The sequence below is a fragment of the Dactylosporangium sp. NPDC049742 genome (assembly GCF_040674675.1).
GTDB classification, from domain to species: domain Bacteria; phylum Actinomycetota; class Actinomycetes; order Mycobacteriales; family Micromonosporaceae; genus Dactylosporangium; species Dactylosporangium maewongense.
The window spans coordinates 231,791-244,724 of record NZ_JBFANF010000007.1 but is presented as its reverse complement, the minus strand read 5'-3'; the positions used below and the strand labels follow the sequence as shown (position 1 = coordinate 244,724).

14 protein-coding genes are annotated in these 12,934 nt (G+C 73.0%); 9 read left to right on the top strand and 5 right to left on the bottom strand.

The window, feature by feature from the left end:
• Positions 1-47: 47 nt before the first annotated feature.
• Complete coding sequence (locus AB0J72_RS12710) at positions 48-791, bottom strand: SDR family oxidoreductase (protein ID WP_344499675.1); 744 nt, start codon at positions 789-791, stop codon at positions 48-50.
• Between the two features lie 41 nt (positions 792-832).
• On the opposite strand from AB0J72_RS12710, the gene AB0J72_RS12705 reads away from it, so the two are divergent.
• From AB0J72_RS12705 to AB0J72_RS12690, 4 genes are read left to right on the top strand one after another with little or no spacing between them, the layout of a single operon-like run.
• Positions 833-1,699: an LLM class F420-dependent oxidoreductase gene (locus AB0J72_RS12705; protein ID WP_363398036.1), complete on the top strand. Its 867-nt coding sequence runs from the start codon at positions 833-835 to the stop codon at positions 1,697-1,699.
• Positions 1,696-2,541, top strand: a complete 846-nt coding sequence (locus AB0J72_RS12700) for an SDR family oxidoreductase (protein WP_344499679.1) — start codon at positions 1,696-1,698, stop codon at positions 2,539-2,541. The genes AB0J72_RS12705 and AB0J72_RS12700 overlap by 4 nt, the downstream gene beginning before the upstream one ends.
• Positions 2,531-3,691, top strand: a complete 1,161-nt coding sequence (locus AB0J72_RS12695) for an acyl-CoA dehydrogenase family protein (RefSeq protein WP_363398034.1) — start codon at positions 2,531-2,533, stop codon at positions 3,689-3,691. Before AB0J72_RS12700 ends, AB0J72_RS12695 begins: the two co-directional genes overlap by 11 nt.
• Positions 3,688-4,680, top strand: a complete 993-nt coding sequence (locus AB0J72_RS12690; RefSeq protein WP_363398032.1) for an acyl-CoA dehydrogenase family protein — start codon at positions 3,688-3,690, stop codon at positions 4,678-4,680. Before AB0J72_RS12695 ends, AB0J72_RS12690 begins: the two co-directional genes overlap by 4 nt.
• Positions 4,681-4,685: 5 nt before the next feature.
• Here AB0J72_RS12690 and AB0J72_RS12685 read toward each other — a convergent pair whose 3' ends face one another.
• The 3 genes from AB0J72_RS12685 to AB0J72_RS12675 form a co-directional block, all read right to left on the bottom strand.
• A complete protein-coding gene (locus tag AB0J72_RS12685) occupies positions 4,686-4,907 on the bottom strand; it encodes a hypothetical protein (RefSeq protein WP_363398030.1) in 222 nt (73 codons plus the stop codon).
• Positions 4,908-5,034: 127 nt separating this feature from the next.
• Positions 5,035-5,802 carry an SDR family oxidoreductase gene (locus AB0J72_RS12680; RefSeq protein WP_363398028.1) on the bottom strand — a complete coding sequence of 256 codons (768 nt, stop codon included), beginning with the start codon at positions 5,800-5,802 and terminating at the stop codon, positions 5,035-5,037.
• Positions 5,777-6,928, bottom strand: coding sequence for an acetyl-CoA C-acetyltransferase (locus AB0J72_RS12675; protein WP_363398026.1), 1,152 nt, complete (start codon positions 6,926-6,928; stop codon positions 5,777-5,779). Before AB0J72_RS12675 ends, AB0J72_RS12680 begins: the two co-directional genes overlap by 26 nt.
• A 46-nt stretch (positions 6,929-6,974) precedes the next feature.
• Here AB0J72_RS12675 and AB0J72_RS12670 point away from each other — a divergent pair, with 46 nt between their 5' ends.
• Genes AB0J72_RS12670 through AB0J72_RS12655 form a run of 4 tightly spaced genes read left to right on the top strand, consistent with a single transcriptional unit; the run spans position 6,975 to position 11,197 of the window.
• Positions 6,975-8,465 (top strand): FadD3 family acyl-CoA ligase, encoded by a 1,491-nt coding sequence (locus AB0J72_RS12670; RefSeq protein WP_363398024.1) that lies wholly within the window; start codon positions 6,975-6,977, stop codon positions 8,463-8,465.
• Positions 8,466-9,125 (top strand): SDR family oxidoreductase, encoded by a 660-nt coding sequence (locus AB0J72_RS12665; RefSeq protein WP_363398022.1) that lies wholly within the window; start codon positions 8,466-8,468, stop codon positions 9,123-9,125.
• A 24-nt stretch (positions 9,126-9,149) separates the two neighbouring features.
• Positions 9,150-10,343 carry an acetyl-CoA C-acetyltransferase gene (locus tag AB0J72_RS12660; RefSeq protein WP_363398020.1) on the top strand — a complete coding sequence of 398 codons (1,194 nt, stop codon included), beginning with the start codon at positions 9,150-9,152 and terminating at the stop codon, positions 10,341-10,343.
• Positions 10,343-11,197 (top strand): SDR family oxidoreductase, encoded by an 855-nt coding sequence (locus AB0J72_RS12655; protein ID WP_363398018.1) that lies wholly within the window; start codon positions 10,343-10,345, stop codon positions 11,195-11,197. The genes AB0J72_RS12660 and AB0J72_RS12655 overlap by 1 nt, the downstream gene beginning before the upstream one ends.
• Positions 11,198-11,350: 153 nt before the next feature.
• Here the strand turns inward: AB0J72_RS12655 and AB0J72_RS12650 are convergent, their stop codons facing one another.
• Positions 11,351-11,941, bottom strand: a complete 591-nt coding sequence (locus AB0J72_RS12650) for a TetR/AcrR family transcriptional regulator (RefSeq protein WP_363398016.1) — start codon at positions 11,939-11,941, stop codon at positions 11,351-11,353.
• Between the two features lie 172 nt (positions 11,942-12,113).
• On the opposite strand from AB0J72_RS12650, the gene AB0J72_RS12645 reads away from it, so the two are divergent.
• Positions 12,114-12,929: a CoA-transferase gene (locus tag AB0J72_RS12645; RefSeq protein ID WP_363398014.1), complete on the top strand. Its 816-nt coding sequence runs from the start codon at positions 12,114-12,116 to the stop codon at positions 12,927-12,929.
• Positions 12,930-12,934: the final 5 nt, after the last annotated feature.

Below are 12,934 nucleotides of genomic sequence, written 5' to 3'. Positions count from 1 at the left end.
ATCGGGCCCGTACGACGTCCTTCGTCGTGCGGGCCCGAACGGTGTGGTCAGGCGGCGTAGCCGCCGTCGACGTCGAGCTTCTGGCCGGTGATGAACCGGGCCCGGTCGCTGGCGAGGAAACACACCGCCTCGGCGACGTCGGCGGCGGTGCCGAACATCCGCAGCGGGATGTTGCCGCGGGTCACCTCCAGGGCGCGCTCGTCCAGATCGCCGTCGGCGATGAGGCGGGCCGCCATGCCGTCGGTGAGCATGCCCGGCCCGACGCAGTTCGCCCGGACGCCGAAGCGGCCCTCCTCTGCGGCGATCCCGCGCACGAGCGCCTCGACCGCCGCCTTGGGGCCGGCCGAGAGCCCGTCGCGGACCGGGAACCGGCGGGTGGCGGCGGTGGTGACCGCGACCAGGCTGCCGCGGGATTCTCGCAGCCGCGGCAGGGTCGCGGCGAGGATGTTGAAGAACCCGGCCACGTCCTCGGTGAGCTGCGTGGCGAACCGGTCCGGCGCGACCCGGCTCAGGTGCAGCATCGGCACGTGTGGCCCGGCGGCGTGCACCAGGGTGTGCACGACCGGTGCCGCGTCGATCAGCGCCGCGCACGACGCCGGGTCGCTCAGCTCGACCCGGTGCGCGCTCGCACCCGGCAGGTCGGCGGCGAGGGCCTCGGCCGCTGCGGCGTTGCCGCGGTAGGCGAGCAGCACGCGGCTGCCACGGGCGGCGAGGAGGCGGGCGACGGCGCTGCCGATGCCGCCGGTGGCACCGGTGACGACGGCGACGCCCTTGCGGAACCTGAAATCCATCCGCTTACGCTACCAAGCAAGCGTTTGGTAGAGTACCCGTCGTGGAGCTGAAACTCGGGGTCATGCCCATCCTTGGCGGCACCGGCGCCGCCGATCCCGCCACCACCGCCCGCTTTGTCCGGCTGCTCGAGGACCTCGGCTGCGAGTCCGTCTGGGCCGTCGAGCACGTCGTGGTCCCCGACGACTACACCTCTGCGTATCCGTACGACCCGGGCGGCCGGATGAGCCTCGGCGCCGGCGACGACATCCCCGACCCGCTGCACTGGCTCACCTTCGCCGCCGCGCACACCACCACGCTGCGCCTCGGCACCGCCATGCTCATCCTGCCCGAACACCACCCCGTCGACCTCGCGAAACGCCTCGCCACCGTCGACGTGCTCAGCGGCGGGCGGCTCCTGGCCGGCATCGGCGTCGGCTGGCTGCGCGAGGAATACGACGCCCTCGGCGTGCCGTTCGAGGAACGCGGCGCCCGCGCCGACGAGTACCTCGCCGCCATGCACGCGCTCTGGACGCAGGCCCCGGCGAGCCACACCGGCCGGTTCGTGTCGTTCCACGACGTGCACAGCCGCCCCCGGCCCACCCGCCCCGGCGGCGTGCCGATCGTCGTCGGCGGGCACTCGCTCGCCGCGGTGCGCCGGGCCGCCCGCTTCGGCAGCGGCTGGTATCCGCTCGGCGTCAGCGCAGACCGCTTCGCCGAACTACGGACCGCGCTCGCCGCCGAGTGCGCGGCAGCCGGCCGCACCATCGACGACGTCGAGATCACCATGAGGGCCCCGGGCAACGTGGGGGAGCTGGAGACGCTGCGCTCCCTCGGCGTCTCCCGGGTCGTCATCCGGGCCGACCCCGCCGACCTCGTCGGCGTCCGGGACAAGGTCCGCCGGTATCAGCGAGAGGTGCTCCGCGCATGAGATCCGTCATCGTCACCGGCGCCGCCCAGGGACTCGGCAAGGCGCACGCACTCGCCTTCGCCGCGGCCGGCGCCCGCCTCGTGCTCAACGACCTGGACGCCGGCGCGCTCGCCGAGGTCGCCGCACACACCGGCGCGGTCGCGTTCCCCGGCGACATCGCCGACTGGGACTTCGCCGCCGCCCTCGTCGGCAAGGCGGTCGCCGAGCACGGCCGCCTCGACGCCCTCGTCAACAACGCCGGCCTGGCCCGCGACCGGATGGTCGTCAACCTCGCCGAGGACGAGTGGGACGCCGTCATGAGGGTAAACCTCAAGGGCACCGCCGCTCCGCTACGGCACGCCGCCGCGCACTGGCGGGCCCGGGCCAAGGCCGGTGAGGACGTCGCCGCCCGGGTCGTCAACACCACCTCCGGCGCCGGGCTCATGGGCAGCGTCGGGCAGGCGAGCTACAGCGCCGCCAAGGCCGGGATCGCCGCACTGACCCAGGTCGCCGCCGCCGAACTGGCCCGCTACGGCGTCACCGTCAACGCCATCGCCCCCAGCGCCCGCACCGCGATGACCGAGGAGGTCTTCGCCGACGCCATGCGCGCCCCCGACGCCGGCTTCGACGAGATGGACCCCGGCAACGTGTCCCCGCTCGTCGTCTGGCTCGCCGGCGCCGACAGCGGCGACGTGACCGGCCGGGTCTTCGAGGTCTCCGGCGGCCGGGTCAGCGTCGCCGGCGGCTGGCAGCACGGCGAGGTCCGCGACGCCGGCCGGCGCTGGCACCCCGACGAGCTCGGCCCCGTCGTGCGCGACCTGCTGTCGCGCGCACCAGCCCCGGCGGCCGTCTATGGCGCCTGAGGTGAGCCTCCGGGCGGCCGACGTCCGTGCCTGGCTGCGGGAGCACCTGACCGGCGAGTTCGCCCCGCTGGTCGGCGCGGGCGGACCGGGCCGGGAGCACGAGCAACTGGAGCTTCGGGCGAAGTGGGAGCGGGAGCTCGGCGCCGCCGGCTGGATCGGCCTCGGCTGGCCGGCGCCGTACGGCCGTGGCGCGAGCATCGCTGAGCAGGTGGTGTTCTTCGAGGAGTACGCCCGCGCCGGCGGCCCAGGCCGGCTCAGCCACATCGGCGAATACCTGCTCGCACCGACCCTCATCGCGCACGGCACCGAAGCGCAGCGCCGCCGCTTCCTGCCGCCGATCGCCCGGGCCGAGGAACTGTGGTGCCAGGGCTACTCCGAGCCCGGCGCCGGTTCCGACCTCGCCGGGGTCCGCACCCGCGCGGAACTGTCCGGCGACCGCTGGCGGATCACCGGGCAGAAGGTGTGGACGTCCCTGGCGCACGCCGCCGACTGGTGCTTCGTGCTCGCGCGTACCGACCCCGCCGCGACCCGCAGGTCCGGCCTGTCCTACCTGCTGGTGCCGATGCGTCAGCCCGGCGTCGAGGTGCGGCCCATCATGCAGCTCACCGGGACGTCGGAGTTCAACGAGGTCTTCTTCGACGGCGCCAGCACCGACGCGGACCTGGTCGTCGGGGCGCCCGGTGACGGCTGGCGGGTCGCCACCAGCACCCTGTCCTACGAGCGCGGTGTCGCCACCCTCGGCCAGCAGCTCGGCTTCGCTCGCGAACTCGACGCCGTGGTCGCCGCCGCGCGGGCCAACGGGTCCTTCGACGACCCCGTCGTCGCGGACCGCATCGCGGAGGCCTGGGCCGGGCTGCAGGGCCTGCGCCACCACGCGCTGCGGGCGCTGTCGGCCACCGAACCGGACCCGGTCGGGGCGTCGGTGGCGAAGCTGCTGTGGGCCGGCTGGCATCAGCGCCTCGGGGAACTGGCCATGGACGTGGGCGGGGCCGCGTCGACCGTCGCCGAGGCCGCGCCGTATGAGCTGACCGACGCCCAGCGGCTGTTCCTGTTCACCCGCGCCGACACCATTTACGGCGGCTCCGACGAGATCCAGCGCAACATCGTCGCCGACCGGATCCTCGGCCGCACCCCGCGAGGCACCCGATGACCCTGGAGCAGGAACAGAAGCAGGAACAAGAGCAGGAGCACGCCGCGCTGCGCGAGAGTGTCGCCGCGTTCTTCAGCACCGGCGCGGACTGGGGCCGGCTCACCGGCGAACTCGGCCTGACCGCCCTGGCCATCGGGGAGGACCACGGCGGCTTCGGCGCCTCCCTGGTCGAGGTCGGCATCGTCCTGGAGGAGGCCGGCGCCGCGCTGCTGCACTCGCCGCTGCTGTCCACCACGGTCGCCGCCCTCGCCCTCGACCCGGACCTGCCCGCCGCCGCGTCGCTGCTGCCGGCACTCGCCGCCGGCGACCTGATCGGCGCGGTCGCCCTCGACGGCAGCTGCACCGCCCGGCCCGACGGCGACGGGTTCGTCCTGGACGGCTCGTTCGCGCACGTCCTGGACGCCGAATCGGCCGGGGTCGTGATCGTGTCGGACGGCACTGCGCTGTACGCCGTCACCGACCCGGAGATACGGCCGCAGCCGACCCTGGACCAGACCCGCGGGCAGGGGACCCTCGTGCTGTGGGAGGCACCCGGCCGCCTCGTCGCCCGCGATGCCGCCCGCGCGCAGGACCTGCTGCACGCCGCGCTCGCCGCGGAGTCCGTCGGCGTGGCCCGCGCCTCGCTGCGGGTCACCGTCGAGCACCTGCGCACCCGCGAGCAGTTCGGGGTGCCCCTCGCGACGTTCCAGGCGCTGCGGCACCGCGTCGCCGACCTGCACGTCCACCTCGAACAGGCGGTGTCATCCGTGTGGTACGCCCTGCGCGCCGCAGGCACCTCCGAGTTCGCCACTGCGGCGCCCCTCGCCAAGCTGATCGCGACGGAGGCCGCGTGGACCGTGACCCGGGCGTCGATCCAGCTGCTCGGCGGGATCGGCTTCACCTGGGAGCATGACGCGCACCGCTACCTGAAACGCGCCACCGCCAACCGGCTCCTCGCCGGCGACCCGGTCGCCCTGCGCCGCCTCCTGCTGTCCCGCGCCGGCCTGTAGCGCCGCTACGCCAGGCGTGGCAGTGGCTTCGGTGCCGACCGCCACGCGGTGTACGCGGATTCGAGGCGGTCGAGTTCGTCCTGGGTGCCGATCGCGACCCGGTGCTCGGGACGCTCGGCGTAGTGCCGGATGACGGTGGCGGTGAAGATGGCGTCGACGTGCAGCCGGAACATAGGCACGGTGCACCGCTCCAGGTTTCCGGCCGTGTCCTTGTACAGCAGCCGCATCGTCCAGCGCCGAGCCGGATGCGGGCCGCCGGGCAGGAGGTCCTCCCAGCGGACGTCGCGGCTGCGGAAGGACCGCCGAACGGTGATGCCGTCGGCGGTCAGCCCGTCGCGAGGACCCGCCGGATGGTCAGGGCGTGACGGGGCGGGCGGTCTCGGTGTAGCGGGGGAGCTGGCCGCCGCCGTCGACGAGGAGACTCGCCCCGGTCAGGTACGCCGCGAGGGGCGACGTCAGCAGCAGCACCGCGTCGGCAATGTCGGCGGGGGTCGCCATGCGGCCCATGGGGACGGTCGCGGCGACCGCGGCCAGGGCGTCCTCGTCGCCGTAGTGCGCGGCGTTGTCGTCGGTGCGGACCACGCCGGCGGTGACGGTGTTGACCCGGACCTTCGGCGCCCACTCCAGTGTCAGGGCGCGGGTGAGGACCTCGAGGCCGGCCTTGGCGGCGGCGTACGCGGCGGTGCCGGGTGCCGGTCGCAGCGCGGACACGCTGCCGATGTTGACGATCAGCCCACCGCCCGGCTGGGTCTGCATGACCGCGTTCGCGGCCTGGGCGACGAAGAACGGCGCGAGGAGGTTGAGCCGGACGACGGCGGTCACCAGGTTCGGCGAGGCGGTCGCGGCCGGGACCGCGGGGGAGCCGCCGGCGTTGTTCACCAGGAGGTCGAGCCGGCCGAACCGGTCGACGGCCGTCGTCACCAGCGCGGCGGCCTCGTCCGGCTCGCGCACGTCGGCGGCGGTGAAGACCACCCCGGCCGGCAGGTCGGCAGGTTCGCGCCGGCCGCAGACCAGGACCTGGAAGCCGGCACCGGCGAGACGCGCCGCGATCTCCCTGCCGATCCCGCGGGTGCCGCCGGTGACCAGTGCGGCGGGTTCAGAGCCGTTCGATGATGGTGACATTCGCCGTCCCCCCGCCCTCGCACATGGTCTGCAGCCCGTAGCGGCCGCCGGTGTCCTCCAGGGTGTGCAGCAGCGTCGTCATCAGCCGGGCCCCGGTCGCGCCGAGGGGGTGGCCGAGCGCGACTGCGCCGCCGTTGACGTTGATCCGGTCCGGGTCGGCGCCGGTCTCCCGCTGCCAGGCGAGGACCACCGGCACGAACGCCTCGTTGATCTCGACCAGGTCGATGTCGTCGATGGTGAGGCCGCTGCGCCGCAGGGCGTGCGCGGTCGCCGGGATCGGGCCGGTGAGCATGTAGACGGGGTCGTCGGCGCGGACGCTCAGGTGGTGCACGCGGGCGCGGGGGCGCAGGCCGTGGGTGCGCACCGCCGCTTCGGAGGCGACCAGCAGGGCTGCGGCGCCGTCGGAGATCTGGCTGGCGAGTGCGGCGGTGACGACCCCGCCCGGGGTGAGCGTGGGCAGGCCGGCCATCTTCTCCAGCGAGGTGTCCGGGCGCGGTCCCTCGTCGGCGGACACGTCACCGTAGGGCACCGTCTCGCGCCTGAAGCGGCCCGCGGACCGGGCGGCGGCCGCCTTTTGATGGCTGCTCAGCGCGTACACCTCCATCTCAGACCGGCTGAGGGACCATTTCGTGGCGATGAGCTCCGCGGCCCTGAACTGGCTGATCTCCTGGTCACCGTAGCGGGTCTGCCAGCCGGTGGAGCCGCGGAACGGATCGTCGAAGCCATACGTCCGGCCGGCCAGCATCGCGGCGGAGATCGGGATGGCGCTCATGTTCTGCACGCCACCGGCCACGACGAGGTCGGCGGTGCCGGACATGACGGCCTGGGCGGCGAAGTGCAGCGCCTGCTGGGAGGAGCCGCACTGCCGGTCGACGGTGACGCCGGGGACGGCGTCGGGCAGGCCGGCGGCGAGCCAGGAGGTGCGGGCGATGTTGCCGGCCTGCGGGCCGATGGCGTCGACGCAGCCGAAGATGACGTCGTCGACGGCGGCCGGGTCGACGCCGCTGCGGTCCATGAGCGCGGTCAGCACGTGCGCGCCGAGGTCGGCCGGGTGCACGCCGGCGAGGCCGCCACCCCGCCGGCCGACTGGGGTGCGCACCGCTTCGACCAGGTAAGCATCTGTCATGCTCGACACTTTACCAAGCGAGCGCTTGGTTGGTAAGGTGCGTGGCATGGAACCGTTGAGTGCCCGGACGCTGCCGGACCTGGTGCGCTCCGGCGCCGAGCACCACCGCGACCGCGAGGCGATCGTCGACGGCCCGGTCCGGCTCACCTACGCCGGGCTGGCCGAAGAGGTCGCCCGGTTCGCCGGAGCCCTTGCCGCCAGGGGTGTCGGCAAGGGCGACCGGGTCGCACTGTGGGCGCCGAACTCGTGGCGGTGGGTCGTCGCCGCGCTCGGCGTCGTCACCGCCGGTGGTGTCCTCGTCCCGCTGAACACCCGCTTCAAGGGGCCGGAGGCCGGCTACATCCTGGCTCGCAGCGGCGCGCGGCTGCTGCTGGTCGACGACGGCTTCCTCGGCAACCGCTACGTCGACTCGCTGGCGGCGGAGAACTTACCCGACTTGTCGGACATCGTAACCCTGGCCGAGTGGGACACCTTCGTCAGCCGCACCGCGGCGGTGACCGCGGAGGTCGGCCCGGACGACCTGTCCGACCTGTTCTTCACCTCCGGCACCACCGGACGGCCGAAGGGCGCGATGCTCACGCATCGGCAGAGCACCCAGGTCTACGTCGCCTGGAGCGAGCTCGCCGACCTGCGCGCGGGGGACCGGTATCTGCTCGTCAACCCGTGTTTCAACACCTTCGGCTACAAGGCGGGCGTCATCGCCTGCCTCCTGCGCGGCGCGACGATCGTCCCGCAGCCGGTCTTCGACGTCGCCGCGTCGCTGCGGCTCATCGAGCAGGAGCGGATCACGGTCCTGCCCGGCCCGCCGACGCTGTACACCACCCTGCTCGACCATCCGGACCGGCTGTCACACGACCTGTCCAGCCTGCGGGTCGCGGTCACCGGCGCCACCACGGTGCCGGTGGTCATGATCGAGCGGCTCCGCGAGGAGCTGAAGCTGGCGAGGGTGCTCACCGCCTACGGGCTCACCGAGTCCTGCGGCACGGCCACCATGTGCCGCCCCGACGACGACCCAACCACCGTGTCGACCACCTGCGGCGCCGCGATCGACGGCGTCGAGGTCGCCGTCGATCCGGTCACCTCGGAGGTGCTCATCCGCGGGTACAACGTGATGCGCGGCTACTGGCAGGACCCGGCGGCGACCGCCGACGCGCTCGACGCCGCCGGCTGGCTGCACACCGGCGACATCGGCGTCCTCGACGAGCGCGGCTACCTGCGGATCACCGACCGGCTCAAGGACATGTTCATCGTCGGCGGGTTCAACGCCTACCCGGCCGAGATCGAGCAGGTCCTCGCCCGGCACGAGAGCGTCGCCGAGGTCGCGGTCATCGGCGTCCCCGACGAGCGCCTCGGCGAGGTCGCCCGCGCCTACATCGTCCCGCGAACGGACCACACAGTGACGCAGGAGGAGCTTGCCGTGTACTGCATGGAACGCCTCGCGAACTACAAGTTGCCGCGCTCCTACCTGTTCCTGGACGCGTTGCCGCGCAACGCCAGCGGCAAGGTGCTCAAGACAACCCTGCGCGCGGCGGCGTAGATGGACACCGTCATCGTCACCGGTGGTGCCAGCGGCATCGGCGCCGCGATCGTCCGCCTCGCGCTGGAACAAGGCCTCCGCCCGGTCGTCTGGGACCTGGCCCCGACCGACGGCGGTCTCGTCGTCGACGTCCGCGACCCGGCCGCGGTCGCGGCGGCGCTGGAGGCGAGCGGGCCGACCCGGTTCCTCGTCAACAACGCCGGCCCGGCCAGCGGCGGCGCCCCGCTCGGCTTCGCCGAGGGCCTCACCGCGACCGCCGGCAGCGTCGAGACCGTCACCACGGCCTGGCTGCGCACCGGCCCGCCCGAGGGCGCGGCGGTGGTCAACGTCGCCTCCGTCGCCGGGAATCTCGTCGGCACCGACTCGGCCTGGTACTCGGCCGGCAAGGCCGCCATCGCCGGCTACACCCGCCACCTCGCCACCCGGATCGCGCCGGCGGTGCGCGCCAACGCCGTCGCCCCCGGCTTCATCGACACGCCGAGGATGGCCGGGTTCGGCGACACGCCGCTCGGCCGGGACCTCATCGCCCGCAACCCGATGCGCCGCGCCGGGCGCCCAGAGGACGTCGCCGCCGCGGTGCTGTTCCTGCTCTCGCCGTCCGCCGCGTACATCAACGGCGTCCTGCTGCCCGTCGACGGCGGCTGGACGGTCTCCCAGTAACCGTCAAGGAAAGGGGCTGCGCAGATGCCTGACGCCGTCATCGTCTCGGCCGTGCGTTCGCCGATCGGTCGCGCCTACAAGGGTTCCCTCGCCGGCGTGCGCGCCGACGACCTCGCCGCGCAGGTCGTGCGCCTCGCCCTGGAGCGGGTCCCGTCGCTGGACCCGCGGACGCTGGACGACCTCATGCTCGGCTGCGCCCAGCCGGCCGGCGAACAGGGGTACAACCTCGGCCGGCAGGTCGCGATGCACCTCGGCCTGGACATGGTGCCCGGCACGACCGTCAACCGGTACTGCGCGTCGTCGCTGCAGGCGATCCGGATGGCGTTCCACGCGATCAAGGCCGGAGAGGGGCACGCGTTCGTCGCCGCCGGCGCCGAGGTTGTCTCGCACTACCCATTGGGGAAGGCCGATGGCATGCCCGGCACCCGCAACCCGCGCTTCGACGGCATCACCGGCTCCCGGCCCTGGTCGGACCCGCGGGACCGCGGGGAGCTGCCCGACGTGTACATCGCGATGGGGGAGACCGCCGAGAACGTCGCCGAGCTGTGCGGGATCACCCGGCTCGAACAGGACGAGTTCGCGGTCCGCAGCCAGAACAACGCCGAGAAGGCCCTCGCCGACGGCTTCTGGGACCGCGACATCACCCCGGTCACCCTGCCCGACGGCACCGTGCTGCGCCACGACGACGGGCCGCGGGCCGGCGTCACCCTGGAGAAGATCGCGGCGCTGCAACCCGCGTTCCGACCCGACGGCACCGTCACCGCCGGCAACTGCTGCCCGCTCAACGACGGCGCCGCCGCCCTGGTCGTGCTCAGCGACGTGCGGGCCCGCGAGCTCGGCCTGACCCCCCTCGCGCGGATCGTCAGCACCGGCGTGTCCGCGCTCAGCCCGGAGATCATGGGCCTCGGCCCGGTCGAGGCGACCCGCCGCGCCCTCGCCAACGCGGGCCTGGGCATCGGCGACATCGACCTGGTCGAGATCAACGAGGCGTTCGCCGCGCAGGCGATCCCGGCGTACCGGCAGATGGGCGCCGACCCGGAGCGCGTCAACGTGCACGGCGGTGCCATCGCGGTCGGCCACCCGTTCGGGATGACCGGCGCCCGGATCGCCACCACGCTGCTCAACGGCCTCGTGCACCGCGACGCACAGTTCGGCCTGGAGACCATGTGCACCGCCGGCGGGCAGGGCATGGCCATGGTGATCGAGCGGCTCGCCTGATGGGTGCCCTGGACGGCAAGGCGGTCGTCGTCACGGGCGCCGGGCGGGGCCTCGGCGCCGCCTACGCCCGTCTCGCCGCGGCCGAGGGGGCGGCGGTGCTCGTCAACGACGTCGACGCCGACCTCGCTCTGACCGTCGCTGCGCAGATCACCGCGTCCGGCGGCCAGGCCGACGTGGCGGTCGGCACGATCAGCACCTGGGACGGCGCCGGCGCGGTGGTCGAGCGGTGCGTCGAGGTGTTCGGCGCGATCGACGGCCTGGTCAACAACGCCGGGATCTTCCGCCTCGCGCACCCGGCGCAGCAGGACCCCGACGAGTTCCGCGCCGTCATCGAGGTGAACCTGCTCGGCACGGCGTACTGCGGCCTGCACGCGATCCGGGCGATGCTCGCGCAGGGCGGCGGCTCGGTGGTGAACGTGACGTCCGGCGCGCACGCCGGGTCGGCGGCAATGGGCGCCTACGGGGCCAGCAAGGGCGGCGTCGCCTCGCTCACCTACTGCTGGGCGGCCGACCTGACCGGCACGGGGGTGAGGGTCAACGCCGTCTCACCGAACGCGCACACCCGGATGGCCGACACGTTCGAGGCGTACCTCGGCGCGGCCGCGAAGGGACAGAACGTGCACAAGCCGCCGGAGCAGAACGCCCCGGCGGTCATCTACCTGCTCTCCGACGCCGCCGCGGCCGTGCACGGGCAGGTGGTCCGCATCGACGGCGACGAGCTGTCGATGATCGCGCACCCCGTCGTGCAGGGCACCGGAGCCCAGGACGCCGAGTGGACGGTGGAGAAGGTCGAGGCGGCCTTCGCGGCCGGTGCCGTCGGCCCGATCAGCCCGGTCGGCCTGCACCGCGCCTAACCCGCACCACCACGGCCACCGTCAGGCGCACTGATCCTCCGCAGCCCTTGATCGGATCTTCTTCCCCAGGCAAGAGGAATGATCGATCAAGGGCTGCACCCATGATCAGCCAGGGGTCGATGCCAACCCGCCCGCCCGAGGTTGAAGATCAAGTTAGCGGGACTTGGCCAGGCCGTCCAGGAACAGTGAGGTGCAGTCCTCGGCGAGGCGGGTGATCGGGTACGCCGCGGTGGGCTTGAACCAGCGCACCGACAGCCAGACGGCGTCACGCATCAACCGGTAGAGGATCTTGGGATCCAGGTCGTCGCGGATGACGCCCTCGGCGATGCCTGCCTCGATGACGGACAGCCAGGTGCTCTGCACCTCTTTGCCGGCGGTGCGCAGATATCCGAACCGTTCGATCTGGGTCAGATAGTTGACATCGTTCTGGTAGATCTCGGTGGCGTGCGGGTGTGCCTCGACGACCTCGAGCGAGGCCACGATGAGGTCGTGCAGGCGGGTCCGCGGGTGGCTTTCGCCGTCCAGCACGCGCTTGTAGCGGGTGCGCAGGTCGTCCAGGTAGGAGGTCACGATCTCGTCGACCATGGCTTCCTTGGACTCGAAGTGGTGATACAGGCTGCCGGACAGGATGCCGGCCTCGTCGGCGATCTCACGCACGGTCGTGGCCGAGACGCCCTTGCGGGCGAACAGTGCCGCAGCGCTGGTGAGAATCCGCTCGCGTCGATCCCCAGGCTCTCGCGCCATCCCGCTCTTCCTCACCGATGTCGTTGTGCAGCCTCGTCAATCCCGTTCGCACCAGGAGTCTACGTGGACCGCGGGCCGTGAGATACGGCTCGGCAGCGAGTGTAGCGCAATCAAGCAAGCGCTTGGTACGTTCATCGGGCAAGGTCCGGCCTGCGCGGTGAAGAAGGCGGCGATGGCGAACAAGCGGATGACCGAAGACGAGGTCGTGGCACAGCTGCGCTCGGGCATGACGATCGGGATCGGCGGCTGGGGATCCAGACGCAAACCGATGTCCCTGGTGCGCGCGATCCTGCGCTCCGACCTCACCGACCTGACCATCGTCAGCTACGGCGGCCCTGACGTCGGCCTGCTCCTGGCCGCCAAGAAGGTCCGCCGCCTGGTGTACGGGTTCGTCTCCCTGGACACGATCCCGCTCGAGCCGCACTTCCGGGCGGCCCGCCAGGCGGGCGCGGTGGAGGTGACCGAATACGACGAGGGCATGCTGCGCTGGGCGTTGTACGCCGCAGCGTGCCGGCTGCCCTTCATGCCCAGCCGGGCCGGGCTCGGCTCCGACGTGCTGAAGGTCAACCCCGCGCTGCGGACCGTCGCCTCGCCCTACGGCGACGAGGAACTCGTCGCGATCCCGGCGGTGCGCCTCGACGCGGCCCTGGTGCACCTCAACCGGGCCGACATGCACGGCAACGCCCAGTACCTGGGGCCCGACCCGTACTTCGACGACCTGTTCTGCAGCGCCGCCGACAGGGCCTACGTGTCGTGCGAGCAGATCGTCGACACCGCCGAGCTCACCCGGACCGCACCCGTGCAGTCGCTGCTGTTGCAGCGGTGGATGGTGCACGGGGTCGTCGAGGCGCCCCGCGGCGCGCACTTCACCTCCTGCGCCCCTGACTACGGCCGGGACGAGGCGTTCCAGCGCGAATACGTCGCCGCCGCCGCCGACCCGCAGGCGTGGGCGGCGTTCTACGACCGGTACCTGGAGGTCCTGACGTGAGCAAC

Bases quoted from the DNA above. Each gene is read 5' to 3' on its own strand.
- AB0J72_RS12650 (WP_363398016.1), bottom strand. From the start codon at position 11,941: ATGGCGCGAGAGCCTGGGGATCGACGCGAGCGGATTCTCACCAGCGCT.
- AB0J72_RS12685 (WP_363398030.1), bottom strand. From the start codon at position 4,907: ATGCGGCTGCTGTACAAGGACACGGCCGGAAACCTGGAGCGGTGCACC.
- AB0J72_RS12695 (WP_363398034.1), top strand. From the start codon at position 2,531: ATGGCGCCTGAGGTGAGCCTCCGGGCGGCCGACGTCCGTGCCTGGCTG.
- AB0J72_RS12665 (WP_363398022.1), top strand. From the start codon at position 8,466: ATGGACACCGTCATCGTCACCGGTGGTGCCAGCGGCATCGGCGCCGCG.
- AB0J72_RS12655 (WP_363398018.1), top strand. From the start codon at position 10,343: ATGGGTGCCCTGGACGGCAAGGCGGTCGTCGTCACGGGCGCCGGGCGG.
- AB0J72_RS12710 (WP_344499675.1), bottom strand. From the start codon at position 791: ATGGATTTCAGGTTCCGCAAGGGCGTCGCCGTCGTCACCGGTGCCACC.
- AB0J72_RS12660 (WP_363398020.1), top strand. From the start codon at position 9,150: ATGCCTGACGCCGTCATCGTCTCGGCCGTGCGTTCGCCGATCGGTCGC.
- AB0J72_RS12680 (WP_363398028.1), bottom strand. From the start codon at position 5,802: ATGTCACCATCATCGAACGGCTCTGAACCCGCCGCACTGGTCACCGGC.
- AB0J72_RS12645 (WP_363398014.1), top strand. From the start codon at position 12,114: ATGGCGAACAAGCGGATGACCGAAGACGAGGTCGTGGCACAGCTGCGC.
- AB0J72_RS12675 (WP_363398026.1), bottom strand. From the start codon at position 6,928: ATGACAGATGCTTACCTGGTCGAAGCGGTGCGCACCCCAGTCGGCCGG.
- AB0J72_RS12670 (WP_363398024.1), top strand. From the start codon at position 6,975: ATGGAACCGTTGAGTGCCCGGACGCTGCCGGACCTGGTGCGCTCCGGC.
- AB0J72_RS12700 (WP_344499679.1), top strand. From the start codon at position 1,696: ATGAGATCCGTCATCGTCACCGGCGCCGCCCAGGGACTCGGCAAGGCG.
- AB0J72_RS12690 (WP_363398032.1), top strand. From the start codon at position 3,688: ATGACCCTGGAGCAGGAACAGAAGCAGGAACAAGAGCAGGAGCACGCC.